Annotated in this window: 18 protein-coding genes; 10 read left to right on the forward strand and 8 right to left on the reverse strand. The window is 71.1% G+C overall.

From position 1 onward, the window contains the following. Position 1 precedes the first annotated feature (1 nt). The 3 genes from HNP44_RS07545 to HNP44_RS07555 all read left to right on the forward strand — a co-directional run bounded on the left by HNP44_RS07545 (position 2) and on the right by HNP44_RS07555 (position 3,162). Positions 2-1,165, forward strand: coding sequence for a glycosyltransferase (locus HNP44_RS07545; RefSeq protein ID WP_259143361.1), 1,164 nt, complete (start codon positions 2-4; stop codon positions 1,163-1,165). A 159-nt stretch (positions 1,166-1,324) separates the two neighbouring features. Continuing rightward, positions 1,325-2,566 (forward strand): prealbumin-like fold domain-containing protein, encoded by a 1,242-nt coding sequence (locus HNP44_RS07550; protein WP_259143360.1) that lies wholly within the window; start codon positions 1,325-1,327, stop codon positions 2,564-2,566. After that, the gene (locus HNP44_RS07555; RefSeq protein WP_259143358.1) at positions 2,566-3,162 is read left to right on the forward strand and encodes a class F sortase; all 597 of its coding nucleotides are present in this window, start codon (positions 2,566-2,568) and stop codon (positions 3,160-3,162) included. Before HNP44_RS07550 ends, HNP44_RS07555 begins: the two co-directional genes overlap by 1 nt. Here HNP44_RS07555 and HNP44_RS07560 read toward each other — a convergent pair whose 3' ends face one another. The 4 genes from HNP44_RS07560 to trpB form a co-directional block, all read right to left on the reverse strand. Further along, complete coding sequence (locus HNP44_RS07560; RefSeq protein ID WP_259143356.1) at positions 3,163-4,791, reverse strand: ABC-F family ATP-binding cassette domain-containing protein; 1,629 nt, start codon at positions 4,789-4,791, stop codon at positions 3,163-3,165. A gap of 86 nt (positions 4,792-4,877) precedes the next feature. Beyond that, entirely contained in the window at positions 4,878-5,987 is a 1,110-nt protein-coding gene (locus HNP44_RS07565; RefSeq protein ID WP_259143352.1) for a GGDEF domain-containing protein, read from the reverse strand. 72 nt (positions 5,988-6,059) lie between these two features. Next, positions 6,060-6,839, reverse strand: coding sequence for a tryptophan synthase subunit alpha (gene trpA / locus HNP44_RS07570; protein WP_259143350.1), 780 nt, complete (start codon positions 6,837-6,839; stop codon positions 6,060-6,062). Then, the gene (trpB, locus tag HNP44_RS07575) at positions 6,836-8,170 is read right to left on the reverse strand and encodes a tryptophan synthase subunit beta (protein ID WP_374758756.1); all 1,335 of its coding nucleotides are present in this window, start codon (positions 8,168-8,170) and stop codon (positions 6,836-6,838) included. The genes trpA and trpB overlap by 4 nt, the downstream gene beginning before the upstream one ends. An 88-nt stretch (positions 8,171-8,258) precedes the next feature. Here trpB and HNP44_RS07580 point away from each other — a divergent pair, with 88 nt between their 5' ends. Genes HNP44_RS07580 through HNP44_RS07595 form a run of 4 tightly spaced genes read left to right on the forward strand, consistent with a single transcriptional unit; the run spans position 8,259 to position 11,669 of the window. Beyond that, a complete protein-coding gene (locus HNP44_RS07580; RefSeq protein ID WP_259143348.1) occupies positions 8,259-8,969 on the forward strand; it encodes a GNAT family N-acetyltransferase in 711 nt (236 codons plus the stop codon). After that, the gene (locus HNP44_RS07585) at positions 8,966-9,880 is read left to right on the forward strand and encodes an amino acid ABC transporter permease (protein WP_224645100.1); all 915 of its coding nucleotides are present in this window, start codon (positions 8,966-8,968) and stop codon (positions 9,878-9,880) included. The genes HNP44_RS07580 and HNP44_RS07585 overlap by 4 nt, the downstream gene beginning before the upstream one ends. Continuing rightward, a complete protein-coding gene (locus HNP44_RS07590) occupies positions 9,877-10,668 on the forward strand; it encodes an amino acid ABC transporter ATP-binding protein (RefSeq protein WP_259143347.1) in 792 nt (263 codons plus the stop codon). Before HNP44_RS07585 ends, HNP44_RS07590 begins: the two co-directional genes overlap by 4 nt. Beyond that, positions 10,665-11,669, forward strand: a complete 1,005-nt coding sequence (locus HNP44_RS07595; RefSeq protein ID WP_259143346.1) for a transporter substrate-binding domain-containing protein — start codon at positions 10,665-10,667, stop codon at positions 11,667-11,669. Before HNP44_RS07590 ends, HNP44_RS07595 begins: the two co-directional genes overlap by 4 nt. A 13-nt stretch (positions 11,670-11,682) precedes the next feature. On the opposite strand, the gene HNP44_RS07600 is transcribed toward HNP44_RS07595, so the two are convergent. After that, positions 11,683-12,447 (reverse strand): GntR family transcriptional regulator, encoded by a 765-nt coding sequence (locus HNP44_RS07600; protein ID WP_259143345.1) that lies wholly within the window; start codon positions 12,445-12,447, stop codon positions 11,683-11,685. 98 nt (positions 12,448-12,545) lie between these two features. On the opposite strand from HNP44_RS07600, the gene HNP44_RS07605 reads away from it, so the two are divergent. Continuing rightward, on the forward strand, positions 12,546-13,973 hold the full coding sequence (locus HNP44_RS07605) for a sugar porter family MFS transporter (protein ID WP_259143344.1): 1,428 nt from the start codon (positions 12,546-12,548) through the stop codon (positions 13,971-13,973). Continuing rightward, a complete protein-coding gene (locus tag HNP44_RS07610) occupies positions 13,970-14,869 on the forward strand; it encodes an N-acetylglucosamine kinase (protein WP_259143343.1) in 900 nt (299 codons plus the stop codon). The genes HNP44_RS07605 and HNP44_RS07610 overlap by 4 nt, the downstream gene beginning before the upstream one ends. Here HNP44_RS07610 and trpC read toward each other — a convergent pair. Genes trpC through HNP44_RS07625 form a run of 3 tightly spaced genes read right to left on the reverse strand, consistent with a single transcriptional unit; the run spans position 14,866 to position 17,979 of the window. Further along, entirely contained in the window at positions 14,866-15,684 is an 819-nt protein-coding gene (trpC, locus tag HNP44_RS07615; protein WP_259143342.1) for an indole-3-glycerol phosphate synthase TrpC, read from the reverse strand. The genes HNP44_RS07610 and trpC overlap by 4 nt on opposite strands. Before the next feature lie 40 nt (positions 15,685-15,724). After that, positions 15,725-16,426, reverse strand: coding sequence for a TIGR02234 family membrane protein (locus HNP44_RS07620; RefSeq protein WP_259143341.1), 702 nt, complete (start codon positions 16,424-16,426; stop codon positions 15,725-15,727). Beyond that, positions 16,423-17,979, reverse strand: a complete 1,557-nt coding sequence (locus tag HNP44_RS07625) for an anthranilate synthase component I (protein ID WP_259143340.1) — start codon at positions 17,977-17,979, stop codon at positions 16,423-16,425. Before HNP44_RS07625 ends, HNP44_RS07620 begins: the two co-directional genes overlap by 4 nt. A 37-nt stretch (positions 17,980-18,016) precedes the next feature. On the opposite strand from HNP44_RS07625, the gene HNP44_RS07630 reads away from it, so the two are divergent. Next, complete coding sequence (locus HNP44_RS07630; RefSeq protein WP_259143338.1) at positions 18,017-18,475, forward strand: peroxiredoxin; 459 nt, start codon at positions 18,017-18,019, stop codon at positions 18,473-18,475. Positions 18,476-18,477 lie beyond the last annotated feature (2 nt).

An 18,477-nucleotide genomic window follows, 5' to 3' on the forward strand; every position in this document is an offset into this window, starting at 1 on the left:
CATGGCCCACGTCCTGATCGCCACCTACGGCTCCCGCGGCGACACCATGCCGCTCGCCGGGCTCGGCTTGCGCCTGCAGGGCGCGGGCCACAGCGTCACCATCACCACCAACACCGACCTCGCCGCCGAGACGGCCGCGCTCGGCCTCGACGCCCGTGCGATCGACATCGACCTCGGCGAACCGTCCGCCGAGCCCTCCCTGAGGGACGCGATGGCGCTGGTCAAGCCCGCAGGGATCCGGCAACTCAGCCGGAACCTGCTGGCCGCCGTCGACGACGTCCCCGCCGACGTCGTGCTGATGACGCCGTTCGCCGAACCCGCGGGCCAAGCGCTCGCGGAGGCAGGGGGCATCCCGGGAATCCCGCTGCGGCTACAGCCGATCTCCGCCACCCGCGCGTTCCCGCCGAGCCTCATCGGCGCCCGGTCGATGGGCGGCGCACTCAACCTCGCGGCGGGCCGGGCCGCAGAGCGCACCGTCGACACGCTGTACGGCGGCGTTATCGCCGACTTGCGCCGTGACCTCGGTCTCCCGAAACGCTCAGCCCGCCGGCTCCGGCACGACCGCGCGGCGGCGCAGCAACCCATCCTCTGCGGCTGGTCCCCCGCGGTGTTGCCGCGGCCGGCCGACTGGCGCCCCGGCATCGACGTGACCGGCTACTGGTGGTCCCCCGAGCCGGAGGGCTGGGCACCGTCGAGCGAGCTTGAGTCCTTTCTCGCCGACGGTCCGCCGCCCGTCCTCATCGGCCTCGGCTCGCTCATGGTCCCCGCAGCCGAGCGCGATCGACTCTCGGCGGTCTTTGACGAGGCGCTCTCCCGCGCCGGCGTCCGCGGCATCGTCCAGGCGGGTGGGGCCGGATTGCGCGCCCCGGATCGCGCGGACGTCCTGAACATCGGCGCCGCCCCGTACTCGTGGCTGTTCCCGCGTCTCGCCGCCGTCGTGCACTCGTGCGGCGCGGGCACGACTGCGTCCGCCCTCCGGGCCGGCGTTCCGGCGGTGCCGCTCCCCTCGCCCGGCGCGGACCAATTCTTCTGGGCGCACGGATTCACGCCCTCGGCGCGGGGATCGCCCCGATCCCACGGACGAAGGTCACGGTTTCCGCTCTCGCCGACGCGATACGTGTCGCCGCGGACGACGCTGCGTACCGCACCGCCGCCGGGGCTCTGACCAGCACGATCACGGAGGAGGACGGGGCGGCCGCCGTGCTCTCCGCGGTGGAACGGGCCATAACAATCTCATAACACGGCTAACGAAATCCGCGGCGCGTCGCGATTCCCTCATGTCGGCGGACATCGCCGCAGGGGGAATCACAACGAGGAGGACGCGATGCGGAACACGACCCGGAGGAACCGGATCCGAGGCGCGCTGGCGCTGCCGGTGGTGCTCGTCCCGATGCTGGGCCTGGTGCCCACGGTCGCGGGAGCCGAGCCGACCACACCGGCGCCGGCGCCGGCGCCAGTGACGACACAGGCGCCGACCACCACGACGACCACACCGCCGGCGCCCACACCGACCCCGACGTCCACAACCCCGGCACCGAAGCCGAGCACACCGGCGACCACCACGACACCGCCCACCACGCTCCCCACCACACCCGCGCCGATCACCACGACGCCGCCGCAGGGCCCGCCCGGCCGGCTCACCGTGGGCGCGGTCCAGATCATCGACGCGAAGACGCAGGGCATCGGCGTCCCCGGCGCGACGGTCCGGGTCCAGGGCTGCTCCGGCGGCCCGGCGGCGACGCTCTCGCACGGCGGCGCGACGACGGTGACCGGCCCCTGCGTCCGCGCCACCATGGCGAACGTGCCGACCAACTGGCACCTCGTCTCCCCGTCGGTACAGACGAAGACGTCGACCTCGGGACGCGTCGACTTCCTCTTCAGCCTGGAACGCGGCGGGATCGTCCCGCCGACGTCGACCACGCCGCCGAACCGGAACGTCCGCTTCACGCTCGCCGCCCGCGACCAGGATGGCCGGGGCGTCGCATCGGAGTACGCCGTCGCTGAATGCGGCTCCTGGCGGCCGCTGGGCGGCGCGCGCACGGACAGCGCGGGCAACGGCGGGGGCGCCTTCCCGCGCGACTGCGTCAGCGTGGTGCCCACCGCGTGGCCGTCCTCGTGCGTCCTGCTCGGCCCGAACGCGTACTCCCGAGTGGAGGGCAACGGCGTGAACCGCCTCGCCTTCCGGTTCCGGTGCGGCGTCGCGATCCCGCCCGGCGAGGTCGAGACCGAGGGCACGCTCGTCAAGACCGACCGCATCACCGGCGCCCCACTCGCGGGTGCGTCCTTCGTGATCACCCGCTGCGGCTCCGACGAGGCCGTCCAGGCGGTGACGACGGGCGAGAACGGCGTCGCCGCCTTCGCCCTGCCGTCGGGCTGCTACCGGGCCATCGAGACCGCCGCGCCGGCGGGCTACGTCCGCGACGCCGCCGCCGTCTCGTTCGAGGTGCGCCTAACGCCTCGTTTCGAGGTCCGCGTGACGAACTCGAAGATCGGGGCCGGCCCGGTGGTCCGCAACCCCGGCGTCCGCGTCCCGATCGCGTCGATCCCGTCCGGACGAACGCTCTGATGCCGCGCCGCACGTCGTCGCTCGTGGTCGCCGCTGCGGTGGTGCTCTCGCTCGCCGGCTGCGGGAGCACCGTCGAGGGGACGGCAGCGGCACCGTCGTCCAACCCGAGCGCGCAGAGCGACCTGCGGCCCCCGGTGAGCGCCACGGCGGCAGAGCCGACTACACCGGTCGCCGTCAGCGTCGACGGGGCGCAGGCCCCGATAGTCGCCGTCGCGACCGACTCCCAGGGAGCCCTGTACCCGCCGACGGACGTGAACCGGCTCGGCTGGTGGGTGGACTCCGCGCTCCCCGGTTCGGGTGCCGGCTCGGTCGTCGTCACCGGGCACGTCGACGACGCCCGGCAGGGCGCTGGCTACGCCAAGCGCTTCTCCGGACTCGCGCGGGGCGACTCGGTCACGCTCACCGGCAAGGACGGCGTGCAGGTCGGCTACCGGGTGACCCGGACCGCGTCCGTGCACAAGGGCGTTCTCCCGACGGACGACCTCAACCGCCTCGACGGCCCGGAGACGCTGATCCTCGTCACCTGCGGCGGGAAGTTCATCGGCCCGCCGATGGGCTACGAGAACAATGATCTCGTCTACGCGGAGCGCGGGTGATCAGGCGAGCTCGATGAGCTCCTGGTACTCGGCGTTCCAGTGGTCCTCGGTGCCGTCGGGCAGCAGGATCACGCGCTCCGGATTGAGCGCCTCGGCGGCGCCCGGGTCGTGCGTCACCAGGACGACGGCACCCTCGTAGGAGCGCAGCGCCTCGAGCACCTGCTCGCGGCTCACGGGGTCGAGGTTGTTGGTCGGCTCGTCGAGCAGCAGCACGTTCGCGGCAGAGGAGACCAGCCCAGCGAGGGCGAGGCGGGTCTTCTCACCGCCGGACAGCGTGCCGGCGGGCTGCTCGAGCTGCGGGCCCGTGAACATGAACGCGCCCAGCAGGCTCCGCAGGTCCTGCTCCCCCGCGTCCGGGGAGGCGTGCCGGATGTTGTCCCAGACGGACGCCTCGTCGTCGAGGGTGTCGTGCTCCTGCGCGAAGTACCCGATCTTCAGGCCGCGGCCGGGCTCGAGGCCGCCCGTATCGGGCGTCTCGACGCCCGCGAGCAGCTTGAGCAGGGTCGTCTTACCCGCGCCGTTGAGCCCGAGGACGACGACGCGCGAACCCTTGTCGATGGCGAAGTCGACACCGGTGAAGATCTCCAGCGAGCCGTAGGTCTTGGTGAGGTTCTTGACCATGAGCGGGGTCTTGCTGCACGGCGCCGGAGCGGGGAACTTGATCCGCGCGGTCTTGTCCTCGACCCGCACGTCGTCGAGCTCGCTCATCATCCGCTCGGCGCGGCGGAGCATGTTCTGGGCGGCGACGGCCTTGGTGGCCTTGGCTCCCATCTTCGCGGCCTGGACGCGCAGCGCGCCCGCCTTCTTCTCGGCGTTGGCACGCTCGCGCCGCCGGCGCTGCTCGTCGGTGGCGCGGGCGTCGATGTACTTCTTCCACCCCATGTTGTAGACGTCGGCCTCGCCGCGGACCGCGTCGAGGAACCACACGCGGTTCACGACATCCGAGAGCAGGTCCACGTCGTGGCTGATCACGATAAGCCCACCGTCGTGGTTCTGCAGGAAGGTGCGCAGCCAGCCGATGGAGTCGGCGTCGAGGTGGTTGGTCGGCTCGTCGAGAAGCAGCGTGGTGTCGGACTTGCCGCCGGAGCCGTCCGACGCCGCGAACAGGATGCGGGCCAGCTCGACGCGGCGACGCTGACCGCCGGAGAGGGTCCGCAGCGGCTGTTCCAGCACCCGCTCGGGGAGCGCCAGGCTGTTGCAGATCCGGGCGGCCTCGGACTCCGCGGCGTAGCCACCGAGGGAGGAGAAGCGCTCCTCGAGGTTGCCGTACTTGCGGACCGCGGTGTCCAGCTCGTCGCCCACCAGCTCGCCCATGCGCACCTGCTGCTTGGCCATCTGGGCGACGATCTGATCGAGGCCGCGGGCCGAGAGAACACGGTCTTTCGCGAGCACGTTCAGGTCGCCCTCGCGGGGATCCTGCGGGAGGTAGCCGACGTCGCCGCTCGAGATGATCTTCCCCGCATAGGGCTCGCCCTCGCCGGCCAAGATGCGCATCGTGGTGGTCTTGCCGGCACCGTTGCGGCCGACGAGGCCGATCCGGTCGCCCGCCTGCACGCGCAACTGGTCGCCCGGCGCGGTCAGCAGGGTGCGGACGCCGGCGCGCACTTCAAGGTCGGTCGCGGTGATCACAACGGTCCAGCCTACCGCTCCGCGCCCTGGATCCTTATTCGCCGATCGTTGCGGTGATGGGGCTCACGCCGCGTGCGGGCCGGCCCTCAGTCAACCCTCCGGTCGTGAATCACGACGGCGTCGGACGCACTGCGCTTGGCCCCGTAGAGTGCGCCGTCGGCGTCGGTCATCGCGCGGGCGAACTCCTGTGAGTCCGACAAGTTGGCCACGCTGATGCCGACGCAGAGGCGATGTGGAACATCCGCTGCGAACCGGTGGAGCTCAACGAGACACATGCGCACCTCGGAGGAACTCGACGGCGCGGCGCAGAACAGGAACTCGTCGCCGCCCGCGCGCCCGACGGTGCCGAACCGTCCGGGACCGGCACGCAGGGCATCGGCGGTGCCGACCAGTATCCTATCGCCGGCGGCGTGACCGCTCGCATCGTTGAGCCCTTTGAGGTCGTCGAGATCGATGGTGGCGACGACGAACGTCGCGCCCGTCCGGTCACGGATCATCGCCCGCGCCGCCCGCGCGAAACCCCTGCGGTTGTACAGCCCCGTGAGCGGATCGCGATCGCGCTGCTCCACTGCGAGGAACACCGACCGCCGACCTGGCTCGATGAGCAGTTGGATAGACGCCGGCATCAGGCCCACGAGCAGTGTGATCACCAGGTAGGCCGGGAGCACGTCGAGGAGGGCGCTTCCTTGGAGCACCGCGGCGATCGTGAATCCGATCGTCGCGAACGCAGCGAAGAGACAATGCACGAGGAGGATCCGCCAGCCCAGAAAAAACCCCGCGAACGTCCCGAGCATCGCGAGCGCCCCGGCGAGCACGATGCGGGTATCCGCCCGAGCGAACCCTGCGACCGCTACCACGATGGACACGTCCGCCGCCGCCAGAAAGACGAGAGCTTGGCGTGCGCTCGGCCGTTCGGTCGAGATCCACCATCCGCCGAGGACGAATCCTCCCGCGGAGCCGCCGAGCAGGAGCGTGCGGCCGAGGAGCGTCTTGGGTCCGTCCGGGTGCAGCATGAGGATCACGCCCACCGTGCTGGCGATGATTCCCAGCGCCCCGACGACGACCCGCATCGCAAGCATGCCCCCGTGCGCGCGGATTCCGCCGAGGATCAGGTCGTACTCGCGCCGACCAGCGTCACGCCACTGGCCGTCCTCGACCAAGGCGCGCCAGGTCACCTTCACCGCCCGAGCGAACACTGGCGAAGACTAACCCGCACGGTTCGACCAACCCATGTCCAGATCGGCATCGGCGCCGCGGCGCCGACCGGTTCAGATACCGCGGACGCCTGCGGCAAGCTCGGCGGTCAGGGAGCGGACCACGTCCAAGGACTCTCCCGCGGCGCTGACCAGCGCCGAACCGACGATCACAGCGTCGGCGTAGGTCGCGATCTCCGCAGCCTGGGCGCGCGAGCGAACCCCCAGACCGACGCCGATCGGGATGTCGGAGACCTCGCGGATGCGCGCGACCAGCTCGGGCGCGACGTTGTCAACCACGTCCCGCGCGCCCGTGACGCCCATCGTCGAGGCCGCGTAGAGGAAGCCCGACGAGGCCGTGGCCGTCATCGCGAGCCGCTCCGGCGTCGACGACGGTGCGGCCAGGAAGATCTTGTCGAGGCCGTACCGGTCGGCCGCGGCGACCCACTCGTCGGCCTCCTCGGGAATGAGGTTCGGCGTGATCAGGCCCTTGCCGCCGGCCGCGGCGAGATCGCGCGCGAAAGCTTCGACACCGTACTTGAGGACAGGGTTCCAGTACGCCATCACGACGGGCGCGGCGCCTGCGGCGGCGACGGCCTCTGCGTAGGTGAAGATGTCACGCACCCGGATGCCGCCACGCAGGGCGTCGTCGGCGGCGCGCTGGATGACGGGGCCGTCCATCACCGGATCGCTGTAGGCCACGCCCAGTTCGACGATGTCGGCACCCGACTCGGCCATCGCGACGACCGTGTCGATGCCGCCCTGCTTGGACGGGTACCCGCAGGGTAGGTAGGTCACCAGCGCGGCGCGGTTCTCCGCGCGGCACTGTTCGAAGACCGGTGCCAGTGCGCTCACTTGCTCTCCCCCGTGCTCGTCGCCGCGCGCGCCTGTGCGTCCCGCAGCTCGGTGTTCAGATCCTCGCCGACGACCTTTTGCCCGACCACGTCCCCGTGATCGTCGAGCAGCCCGAACCACTTCCCGGCGGTGTCGACGTCCTTGTCGCCGCGGCCGGACAGGTTCACCACGATCACGGCGTCCGGCCCCAGCTCGCGGCCCAGCTCGAGCGCACCCGCCACCGCATGAGCCGATTCGATCGCGGGGATGATGCCCTCGGTGCGGCAGAGCAGCGCGAACGCGTCCATCGCTTGCGTGTCGGTGATCGGCACGTACTCGGCGCGGCCCGACTCCTTGAGCAGCGCGTGCTCGGGTCCGACCCCGGGGTAGTCGAGCCCTGCCGAGATCGAGTGCGACTCGATCGTCTGCCCGTCCTCATCCTGCAAGAGGTAGGAGTAGGCGCCCTGGAAGGCGCCGGGGCTGCCGCCGGTGAAGGTCGCGGCGTGCCGGCCGGTCTCCACGCCGTCGCCCGCGGCCTCGCACCCGACGAGACGGACGCCCTCGTCGGCGATGAAGGGGTGGAAGATCCCGATCGCGTTGGAGCCGCCGCCCACGCAGGCGACGACCGCATCGGGCAGTCGCCCCTCGGCCTCGAGGATCTGCTCACGCGCCTCCATGCCGACGATGCGCTGCAGATCGCGCACCATCAGCGGGAAGGGATGCGGCCCAGCGGCGGTGCCGAAGCAGTAGTAGGTCGTGTCGGCATTGCTGACCCAGTCGCGCAGGGCCTCGTTGATAGCGTCCTTGAGCGACGCCGAGCCCGAGGCGACGGCGATCACCTCGGCGCCGAGCAGACGCATCCGGGCGACGTTGAGCGCCTGCCGGTCCGTATCGACCTTGCCCATGTAGATCACGCACTCGATGCCGAGCAGCGCGCAGGCGGTCGCGGTGGCGACGCCGTGCTGGCCGGCACCCGTCTCGGCGATGACGCGCGGCTTGCCCATCCGCTTGGCGAGCAGCACCTGGCCGAGCACGTTGTTGATCTTGTGGCTGCCGGTGTGGTTGAGGTCCTCGCGCTTGAGGTACACCTTCGCGCCGCCCGCGTGCTCGTTCAGGCGCACACACGGGTACAGCGGCGACGGCCGTCCGGTGTAGTGGCGCTGCAGGCGATCCAGCTCGTCGAGGAAGGTGCGGTCGGACCGCACCTTCTCGAACTCGGCCGTGACCTCCTCGATCACCGCCATCAGCGCCTCCGGCACATGCCGGCCGCCCCATGCGCCCCAATGACCGGTCCCGTCGGGCTCGAAGGCCGATCGTTCGGACAGTCCGGTACTGGCTTCAGGAAGGCTCACAGGAACAATTATCCCTACTCCGTCAAAGAGGAATCACAGCGACGCCAAACGTTCCGCGAAACCGTCTCCGCGACGAGTGTTTCCGGGCATGACCACCACGCTCGGCCATGTCCTCGACGACCCCGTCCGGGCCTCCCTCCAAGGCGCGCACGCCCGATTCCGCCTCGGCGACGGGGCCGTCGTCCGGTACCGGCCCGATGTCGCGCGCTTCGTCGGCCACCCACCCCAGCCTGCGGCCGCGGACTACGCGGCGCTCGCCCGCCTCGCGGTCCCGGGCACCCCGCTGTCGCTCCGGGGCGTGCGGGGGCCGCTCCCGGAGGGGTGGCGGATCGTCGACGAGATCCCGCTCGTCCAGTACGACGGTGCCGCCCTCGAGACGACGCCCGACGACGAGGCCGAGGTGCTCGGCCCCCGGAACGTCGACGAGATCCTCGACCTGGTCGCCCGGACCCGCCCGGGGCCGTTCGAGCGGCGCACCGTCGAACTGGGGCTCTACCTGGGCCTGCGGGACGACTCCGGTCGGCTGATCGCGCTCGCCGGGGAACGCCTGCGCCCGCCCGGATGGACCGAGATCAGCGCGGTGTGTACAGACCCCGCCCACCGCGGCAGGGGACTTGCGACCCGCCTCGTCCGCGCCGTCGGGCACCACATCCGTGCCCGCGGCGACGTCCCGTTCCTGCACACGTCCGCCGAGAACACCGGCGCCCGAGCGGTGTACGAGGGGCTCGGGTTCCGGCTCCGCGCGTCGATCCCACTGCTCCTCGTCCAGCCGCCCGCCCGACCGACCGGAGAGTCATGACCCTCGCCCTCACCCGGCCGCAGCCGGCCGCCACCGATCCCGAGCTCGCCGAGCTCGCCGGACTGCCCGTTCGGCACCGCGTGCAATGGGGCCGCTGGATCGCGGTCGCGGTCGCCGCCGTCCTGTTCGCGCAGCTCGCGGTCTCGGCCGTCACCAACCCCCGCTTCGACTGGCCCACCTTCGGCGCCTACCTGTTCAGTCCGACGATCCTCGAGGCGCTCTGGTTCACGATCCAGCTCACCGTGATCGGTGCGGTCCTGGGCTTCCTCCTCGGTGGCGCGCTCGCCCTGGCCCGGCTGTCCGGCAATCGGGTGCTCGCAGCCTTCAGCTTCGGTTTCATCTGGCTGTTCCGGTCGATCCCCCTCATCGTGCAGATCCTGTTCTGGGGCTATCTCGGGGCGTTGTACCCAACGCTCGGCCTCGGCATCCCCTTCGGGCCGACCTTCGTCGACTCCCCGACGAAGGACCTGCTGTCGCCGTACACCGCAGCGGTGATCGGCATCGTCCTGAATCAGGCCGCGTACGGCTCGGAGATCGTGCGGGCCGGGATCCTCAGTGTCTCGGAGGGCCAGCACGACGCGGCCCGCGCGCTCGGGATCCCTCCGGCCGCACACCTGCTGCGGATCACGCTGCCGCAGGCGCTGCGCACCATCGTGCCGCCCGCCGCGAACGAGGTGATCGGCCTGCTCAAGGGCACGACAGCGGTCTTCATCCTGGCGCTGCCAGACCTGTTCTACCAGGTTCAGGTGGTGTACGGCCGCAACGGCCGGATCATTCCGCTGCTGCTCGTCGCCGTCGCCTGGTACGCCGTGCTCACCACCGTCCTGTCGATCGGCCAGCACTACCTCGAGAAGCGCCTCGCGCGCGGCTACGGGGCCACGAAACCCGCGAAGAAGGAGAAGTCCACATGACCGTCACCGCTCGGCGTCCGCGCCTGGAGGCCGTCGGCCTGTCGAAACGCTTCGGCCACGACGAGGTGCTCCGCGGCGTGGACCTCACCGTCGCGCCGGGCGAGGTCGTCTCGATCATCGGACCGTCCGGGTCCGGCAAGTCGACGCTGCTCCGGCTGCTCAACCATCTCGAGGAGCCGAGCTCCGGGGTCGTCCGGGTCGACGGTGACCTGATCGGCGTCCGGCGGCGCGGCGATCACCTCGTCGCGCTGCCCGAGCGCGAGCTGCGCCGTCAGCGCGCCCGCATCGGCTTCGTCTTCCAGCAGTTCAACCTGTTCCCGCACCTCACCGCCGCGGAGAACGTCGCGCGACCGCAGCGCCTGACGCTGGGCCGCAGCCGGACCGAGGCCGATGCCCGGACCCGCGATCTGCTCGACCGGGTCGGGCTCGGCGCGCACGCCGGCCACTACCCCGGTCAGCTCTCCGGCGGCCAGCAGCAACGCGTCGCGATCGCGCGCACCCTCGCCCTGGACCCGGATCTGATCCTGTTCGACGAGCCGACCTCCGCGCTCGACCCCGAGCTGGTCGGCGAGGTGAACGCCGTCATCGCCGAGCTCGCTGCCGAGGGCCGGACCCTCGTCGTCGTGACCCACGAACTGGCCCTCGCCCGCCGCATCTCGGATCGGATCGTCTTCCTCGACCGGGGTCGCGTCGTCGCCGTCGGGACGCCGACCGCCGTGCTCGACCGCCCTGCCACCGATCGCACCCGCACCTTCCTCGCCCACTGGACCACCAAGGAGACCGCATGACCACCCGTTCCGCTCGACGTCGTCTACCCGCCCTCGTCGCGGCCCTCGCTCTCGCGGGCTCGGTGCTGGCGGGGTGCGGCGGGCAGACCACCGAGTCGACGACCGCGAGCGTGACCGGCGCAGCAGGGCAGCAGCTCAACCTGACCAGCAAACAGAACCGGATCGTGCCGGCGAAGGACGAGGCCGCGGCGGCCCTACTCCCCCAGGCGGTCCGCGATCGAGGCGTGCTCCGAGTCGCGCACGGCTCAGGCGCCGGCAATGCGCCGTTCTACTTCCCCGCGACCGACGACGAGCGCGTCTTCATCGGTGACGAGTCGGACATCGCGTACCTCATCGCCGGCGCCCTCGGCCTCAAGCTCGAGGAGTCCAACACCTCGTGGGAGGGCCTGTTCCTGGGCATCGACAGCGGCCAGTTCGACCTGGGCGTCTCGAACATCACCGTCACGGAGGCGCGTAAGCAGAAGTACGACTTCGCCACGTACCGCAAGGACGACCTCGCCGTCGAGGTCCAGGAGTCCTCCACGTTCACCTTCGCGGGCGGGGATTCCTTCTCCGGGAAGACCGTGGCCGTCGGGTCCGGTACGAACCAGGAGCGGATCCTGCAGCGCTACGACGCGGATCTGCGCGCCGCGGGCAAGCCGGGCATCTCGATCAAGAACTACCAGGACAACACCGGTACCTACGCCGCGCTCGCGTCGGGCCAGATCGACGCCTACTTCGGCCCGAACCCCATTTCGGCCTTCCACGTCGCGCAGACCAAGGGCACCCCGAACGCGACGAAGATCATCGGCCGGGTGTCCGGCGCCGGCTCGACACTGCAGGGGCTCATCGGCGCGACGACGAAGAAGGACAGCGGCATCATCCGCGCCGTGCAGGCGGCCCTGGAGTCAACGATCCGCAGCGGTGATTACGCCAAGGTGCTGCAGCGGTGGGGACTCGAGGCCGAGGCCGTGCCCGCGTCGGAAATCAACCCGCCGGGGTTGCCGATCACCGACAAGTGACGCTGCGGCGTCGTCAGAGTTCCGCCGGCCCGGCCGCGACGTCCTGCGTCGCGGCCGGGCTCGTCGCACGCGCAACGAACTTGAATCGGTCTCCGCGGTAGATGCTGCGGGTCCACTCGAGGGCGAGTCCCTCGGCGTCCCGGCCCAGGCGGTGCACCATGAGCAGCGGGTGACCCGCGGTGACCCCGAGCAGTTCCGCCTCGGACGGCGAGGCCAGCGCCGTCTCGACCGTGTCCTCGACCGCTGTGATCGGCCGCCCGTACTGCTCGCGGAGCACGCGGTACAGCGACGCCTGCTCCGCCAGACGCGTGGCGAGACCGCGCAGCGGACCGCGCAGGTGGGCCATCTCGATGGCCAGCGGCTCGTCGTCGACGATCCGCAGCCGGGTCACGCGGTACACGCGCGCGCCGCGCGGGAGTTCCAGCGCCGCCTGCGTCTCCGCGTCCGCGGTGATGTGGTCGCACGAGAGCAGACGCGAGCTCACCTGCTTGCCGTCGACGCCGAAGTCCTCGCTCAGCGAGGTGAGCTGTCGGACCCGGACGATCTTCGGCGGCGCAACGTACGTGCCGCTGCCATGCTCGCGACGGAGCACCCCCTCCGCGGACAGCTCTGCCAGAGCCTTGCGCAGGGTCGTGCGCGAGACGCCGAGCTGTTCGGCGAGCCGACGCTCCGCGGGCAGGGTGTCCCCGTGCCCGAGGTCGCCGATGCGGCGTTGCAGCTCGAGTTTGGCGCGGAAGTAGCGCGGCGGCTCGGAGTGCGACGAACGAGGGAACGACATGTGTCCCACCTTACCTCTTGACGGTTGAAGTGGTCTATGCCACTCTTGGCCTACTTCAACTGGTATAGACCACTTGGAGTCGACTTCAAGGAGATGACATGAGCAGTACGCAGGCTGCGAGATCGAGCGCGGTCCTCGTCGGCGTCGCCGCCGCGAGCCTCGGCGTGATCTACGGCTACGACACGTCGAACATCGCCGCGGCGAAGGACTTCATCCGGCAGGACTTCGGCCTCGGGGACGGGATGACCCAGGCGCTGGCAACGGTCGTCGTCGTGGGCGAGATCCTCGGCGCGATCGTCGGCGGTTGGTTCGCCAACAAAGTCGGCCGGAAGAAGGCGATGATCGCCGTCGCCTCCGGCTACGCCGTCTTCGCCCTGTTCGGCGCCCTCGCCCCGACGGTGCCGCTCCTTCTGATCGCGAGGTTCATGCTCGGCCTCACCGTCGGCGTCTCCGTGGTGGTGGTCCCCGTCTTCGTTGCGGAATCCGCGCCCGCGAAGCGCCGCGGCGCAATGCTCGTGGCCTACCAGTTCGCGACGATCGTGGGCATCATCCTGGGCTACGTGCTCGGATATCTCCTCGCAGGCCTCGGTACCACCTCCTGGAAGTGGATGCTCGGGGTCGCCGCGGTGCCCGCGATCATCGTCACCCTCCTGCTCGTCCGCCTGCCCGATACCGCCCGCTGGTACATGACCCGCGGCCGGGAGGACGAGGCCCGCGCCGCGCTCATCTCCGTCGAGCCCGATTCCACCGCCGCCGGCATCGAGGCCGAACTCGACGAGATGCGCACCCAGCTCTCCGACGAGGCGGGCGGCAAGCTCAGCCAGCTCTTCCGCCAGCCCTACCTGCGCGCCACCTTCTTCGTCGTCGTCCTCGGCTTCTTCATCCAGATCACCGGCATCAACGCGATCATCTACTACAGCCCGGACATCTTCGCGTCGATGGGCTACGACGGGAACTTCGGCAAGTACATGCTGCCCGCCTTCGTGCAGCTCTTCGGCCTGCTGGCCGTGGTCGTCTCGATCTTCACCGTCGACAAGTTCGGCCGCCGCCCCATTCTGCTCGGCGGCATCGGCACCATGATCCTCGCCTTCGCCGTGATGATCCTCGCGTACCAGATGGCCGACGGCGACTTCACGAACCACGAGACCGCCGGCGTCGTCGGCTTCGCCGGCCTGGTGCTGGTCGTGATCGGGTTCTCGTTCGGCTTCGGCTCCCTGGTCTGGGTGTACGCCGGTGAAGCCTTCCCCGCCCGGCTCCGCGCCTACGGCTCGTCGGCGATGCTGACCTCGGACCTCGTGGCGAACGCCATCGTCGCGCAGGTCACGCTGACGATGCTCAACAGCCGGCTGCTCGGCGGCACGGGCACCTTCGCGGTCTTCGGCGCCCTGACCGTGGTCGCCTTCCTGTTCGTGCTCAAGTTCGCGCCGGAGACCAAGGGCCACAAGCTCGAGGACATCCAGCACTACTGGCAGAACAACGGCACCTGGCCCACCGACGCCGACAAGACGGGGGCCGTGTCCCAGTGAGCACCGCGGTGATCGGCCTCGACATCGGAGGCTCCAAGACGCAGGCCGTCCGCGCCGAGAACGGCGTGGTGGTCGCGGAGGCGCTCGCCGGCAGCGCGAACATCTCGTCCGTGGGCCGCGACGAGGCCGGTCGCCAGCTCGACATCGCGCTCGGCCGGCTCGGCGTGCACGACGTGGGCGCGGTGTGCGCGGGCGCCGCCGGAGTGGAGACCCCGGCCGGCGCCGCCACCCTCACCGCGCTCCTCGCCGAGCGCATCCCGGGCGCCCGGATCCGGGTGGTGCACGACAGCCAGCTGATCCTCGCCGCGGCGGGCGTGCGCGACGGGGTCGCGGTCATCTCCGGCACCGGCGCCGTCGCGTGGGGCAGGGCGGGCGACAAGCACGCCCGCGCGGGCGGCTGGGGTTACCTGCTTGGCGACGAGGGCAGCGGCTACTGGGTCGCGAAGGAGGCGGTGCGCCGCACCCTGATCCGCCTGGACCGCGAGGAGCCCGCCGATCACCTCGGCCAGCAGCTGGCCGCCGACTGCGGCCTGCAGGACCCGGACGAGTTGCTGGACCACTTCTACGCGCAGCAGGAACGGCGGTATTGGGCCGGCCGGGCCCGGGTGGTCTTCGAGCTCGCCCAGTCGGGCGATCCGGTGAGCACCGACATCGTCGATCAGGCCGCGATCGCACTCACGCACATCGCCATCTCGGTCGCCGAACGGATCGGCTCGGCGGGCCCCGTCGTGCTCGCGGGCGGTCTGGCCGTGCATCAACCTGCCCTGCAGCGCCGGGTGCGGCATCACCTGGGGATGCGCGGCATCTCCGACCTGCGGGTGCTTACCGTCGATCCCGTACGCGGTGCGATCCAGATCGCGCTGCGTGAATCGGAGCGCCGAGGCGCGCGGGACTAGCGCGCAGGGCGCGGGCAGCTGGGGTGCGAGCCCGCGGTCACGAGGTCGGCGACCGCCGTCCGCGGATCGCCGGCCGTGACCAGGCCCTCGCCGACGAGCACCCCGTCCGCGCCCTGACCGGCGTAGGTGAGCAGGTCGCGGCTGTCGCGCACGCCCGACTCGGCGATCTTGATCACCGAGGAGGGCAGACCGGGGGCGATCCGCGCGAACGAATCGCGGTCCACCTCGAGAGTCTTGAGGTTGCGGGCGTTCACGCCGATGACGGTCGCGCCGGCCTCGAGCGCGCGATCCGCCTCGTCCTCCGCATGCACCTCGACCAGTGCGGTCATGCCGAGCGACTCGATGCGGTCGAGCAGCGAGACGAGGACGGGCTGCTCCAGCGCCGCGACGATCAACAGCACGATGTCGGCGCCGTGCGCGCGGGCCTCGTGGATCTGGTACGGCGTGACGATGAAATCCTTGCGCAGTACCGGGATCCGCACCTGTGAACGGACCGCGTCGAGATCCGCCAGAGAGCCCTTGAAGCGCCGCTCCTCCGTGAGCACACTGATCGCCCGCGCGCCGCCGGCCTCGTACTCGGCTGCCAGCTCGGCGGGGTCGGCGATGCCTGCGAGGTCACCCTTCGACGGACTGGCGCGCTTCACCTCGGCGATCACGGCGATTCCGGGTGCGCGGAGCGCGGCGGTCGCATCGACGGCGGGCGGCGCCGCCTTGGCGGCGGCCTTGACCGTGGCCAGATCGACGATGGCCTCACGGGCCGCCAGGTCCGCGCGCACACCCTCGATGATGGAGTCGAGAGCAGTGGGTGAAGTCACGGCTGGAGGCCTTTCGTGGGTCGTCGAGCGTGCTCCAACATTAGCCCTCGGCCCGGGGGCGCTCGGGTCCGGCCCCCTCGCCCGGGCCGGGGCGGGCGCCGCCCACCTCCGTGGGGTCGTCCCCACCGTCCAGCGCGTCCCACAGGTCACGCTCGGAGGTCTGCTCGGCGGCGGTCTCATCGAAGACGCGCTGCTCCAGTTCCGCGCGGCGCGCGGCGGGCGAGACGTACGTCGATCCCATGCCTCCGCCCCGCAGTCCACGCATGAGCAGCACCGCGGCGCCCACCGCGAGGAGGGCGCCGAGGATCGCGACCGACGGCCCCGCCGTCGTCGGGTCGACCTGGGAGATGTAGTCCTTGTTGCCCATGACTGCGGTGCCGGCGCCGCCGCCTCCCGGGGCGTCGCGCAGGATCTTCTCGAGGTAGCCGATGTCGGGTTCCTGCGTCAGCACCGTGACCGCCGGATACGCGGCGCCGATCGCGGCGACCGCGACGATGACGGCGACGACGCCGCGGGCCCAGTTCTTCAGCGCGAGCGCCGCGGCGATCGCCGCGAGGAAGACCAACCACAGTGTCGAGAGCGCGGGCGCCCAGGTGTTCCCCGCGACCTCCATCGTCCGCTCGGGCGAGAGCCCGTCGGCGATGGTCACGCCCATCCACGACATCCGTCCCGAGCCCCACACCGCGCCCGCCGCCGCGGCGAGGAGGACCGCGGCGATCGCGAGGTTCCGCTTGCCGTTCATCGTGCCTCCCCCGCCACGCCACGCAGGGTGTTCGCCGCGGCCACGGCCTTCAGCGCGGCCAACGCCTTGTTGCGCGACTCGTTGAACTCGTACTCCCCGACCGAGTCGGCGACGACGCCGCCGCCGGCCTGGACATAGGCGGTGCCATCCTTGAGCACGGCGGTGCGGATGGCGATCGCGGTATCGGCGTCGCCGGCGAAGTCGAGGTAGCCGACGATGCCGCCGTAGAGCCCACGACGGGTGATCTCAGCCTCGTCGATGAGCTCCATCGCACGCACCTTAGGGGCCCCGGTGAGCGTGCCGGCGGGGAAGCACGCGGCCACCGCGTCGAGCGCCTGCTTGCCGGGGGCGAGATCGCCGGAGACTGTCGAGACCAGGTGCATCACGTGGCTGTAGCGCTCGATGCGGCGGTAGTCCGTGACCCGGACGGTGCCCGGCGTGCACACCCGGCCGAGATCGTTGCGGCCCAGGTCGACGAGCATCAGGTGCTCGCTGTTCTCCTTCTCGTCGGCCTGCAGGTCCTTCTCCAGCAGCACGTCCTCCTCCGGGGACGCGCCGCGCCAGCGGGTGCCGGCGATCGGGTGCGTGGTGGCGGTCCCGTCGGCGACGGTGACCAGCGCCTCGGGGCTGGAGCCGACAATGGAGAAGGCGACCGAGCCGTCCGGCGCGGGCACCTGCACGAGATACATGTAGGGGCTCGGGTTCGAGGCGCGGAGCACCCGGTAGACGTCGATCGGGTCGGCGTCACTGGGCACCGAGAAGCGCTGGCTCGGCACCACCTGGAAGGCCTCGCCGGCCTCAATCTCGCCCACCAGCTTCTCGACGATCGCGCTGTACTCTTCGACGGTCCGCTGCGCGGTGTACTCCGGCTCGGGACGGGTGAAGGACGCCACCGACGAGGCGAGGGGCGCGGCCAGCGCAGCCTCCATCGCGTCGAGCCGGCGGACGGCGTCTGCGTGGGCCTCATCGACGCGGTCGGCGGAGCCGTCCCAGTTCACGGCGTTGGCGATGAGGGTGATCGTGCCCCCGTGGTGGTCGATCGCAGCGAGGTCCGTCGCGAGCAGCCACACCATCTCCGGCAGCTGCAGGTCGTCGACGGTGGTGTCCGGCAGCCGCTCCAGGCGCCGCACCGCGTCGTAGGCGAGGTATCCGACCATGCCGCCGTTGAGCGGCGGCAATCCCTCGATCCGCTCGGAGCTCAGCAGCCGCAGCACCTCGCCGAGGGCCTCGATCGGGTCGCCGCCCGACGGTGCGCCGGCCGGCGCCTTCCCGATCCAAGTGGCGGCACCGTCGACGACGGTGAGCGCGGCGGGCGCGGGCGCACCGACGAACGACCACCGACTCCACGACTGGCCCGCGGCGGCGGACTCCAGCAAGAAGGTGCCCGGCCGCCCACCGGCCAGCTTGCGGTACGCCGACAGCGGTGTTTCGGCATCGGCGAGCACAGTCCGGATCACTGGCACCACGCGGTGCCGGTCCGCGAGCGCGCGGAACTCGTCCAGGCTGGTGGTCGCGCCGTCGGGCTGCAGGTTCGTCTGCTGTGCGGTACTCATCGCCTGCCAGTATCCCAGCGCCGGTAGGTTCGTGGCCATGCGCATCGGCCAGCAGGCGCCCGAGTTCGCACTTCCCGACCGCACCGGCACCCTCCGCACCCTCTCCGAGCTCCGCGGCGACGGACGCGCGGCGGTTTTCTTTTACCTCACTGCGGGCCTACCGGTGTGCGTGGCCGAGGTCGGACGGTTCCGCGACGCGGGCGACGAGTTCGACCGTCGCGGCACGGCCAGGATCGGGATCAGCATGGATCCGCTGGTGCGGACTCAAGCCTTCGCTGACGTCATGGAACCGGGCTTCCCACTCCTCACCGACGCTGATGGTGCGGCCGCCGCCGAGTACGACGTCAAACGCGGCAAGTTCGCGGTCGCGCCGGTGCGCCGACAGACCTTCCTCATCGACTCCGACGGGACCATCCTGCACATCGTGGTAGGCGAGTTGCGGGCGGTGGCGCACGTTGAGGAGACGCTCGCCTTCCTCCGCACGCTCAGCGGCTAGCC

The organism is Tsukamurella ocularis (assembly GCF_024807615.1).
Taxonomy (GTDB): domain Bacteria; phylum Actinomycetota; class Actinomycetes; order Mycobacteriales; family Mycobacteriaceae; genus Tsukamurella; species Tsukamurella ocularis.

Coding starts and splice junctions, on each gene's coding strand:
- HNP44_RS07595 (WP_259143346.1), top strand. CDS start 10,665: ATGACCACCCGTTCCGCTCGACGTCGTCTACCCGCCCTCGTCGCGGCC.
- HNP44_RS07600 (WP_259143345.1), bottom strand. CDS start 12,447: ATGTCGTTCCCTCGTTCGTCGCACTCCGAGCCGCCGCGCTACTTCCGC.
- HNP44_RS07620 (WP_259143341.1), bottom strand. CDS start 16,426: ATGAACGGCAAGCGGAACCTCGCGATCGCCGCGGTCCTCCTCGCCGCG.
- HNP44_RS07605 (WP_259143344.1), top strand. CDS start 12,546: ATGAGCAGTACGCAGGCTGCGAGATCGAGCGCGGTCCTCGTCGGCGTC.
- HNP44_RS07585 (WP_224645100.1), top strand. CDS start 8,966: ATGACCCTCGCCCTCACCCGGCCGCAGCCGGCCGCCACCGATCCCGAG.
- HNP44_RS07590 (WP_259143347.1), top strand. CDS start 9,877: ATGACCGTCACCGCTCGGCGTCCGCGCCTGGAGGCCGTCGGCCTGTCG.
- HNP44_RS07580 (WP_259143348.1), top strand. CDS start 8,259: ATGACCACCACGCTCGGCCATGTCCTCGACGACCCCGTCCGGGCCTCC.
- HNP44_RS07625 (WP_259143340.1), bottom strand. CDS start 17,979: ATGAGTACCGCACAGCAGACGAACCTGCAGCCCGACGGCGCGACCACC.
- HNP44_RS07555 (WP_259143358.1), top strand. CDS start 2,566: ATGCCGCGCCGCACGTCGTCGCTCGTGGTCGCCGCTGCGGTGGTGCTC.
- HNP44_RS07550 (WP_259143360.1), top strand. CDS start 1,325: ATGCGGAACACGACCCGGAGGAACCGGATCCGAGGCGCGCTGGCGCTG.
- HNP44_RS07545 (WP_259143361.1), top strand. CDS start 2: ATGGCCCACGTCCTGATCGCCACCTACGGCTCCCGCGGCGACACCATG.
- HNP44_RS07630 (WP_259143338.1), top strand. CDS start 18,017: ATGCGCATCGGCCAGCAGGCGCCCGAGTTCGCACTTCCCGACCGCACC.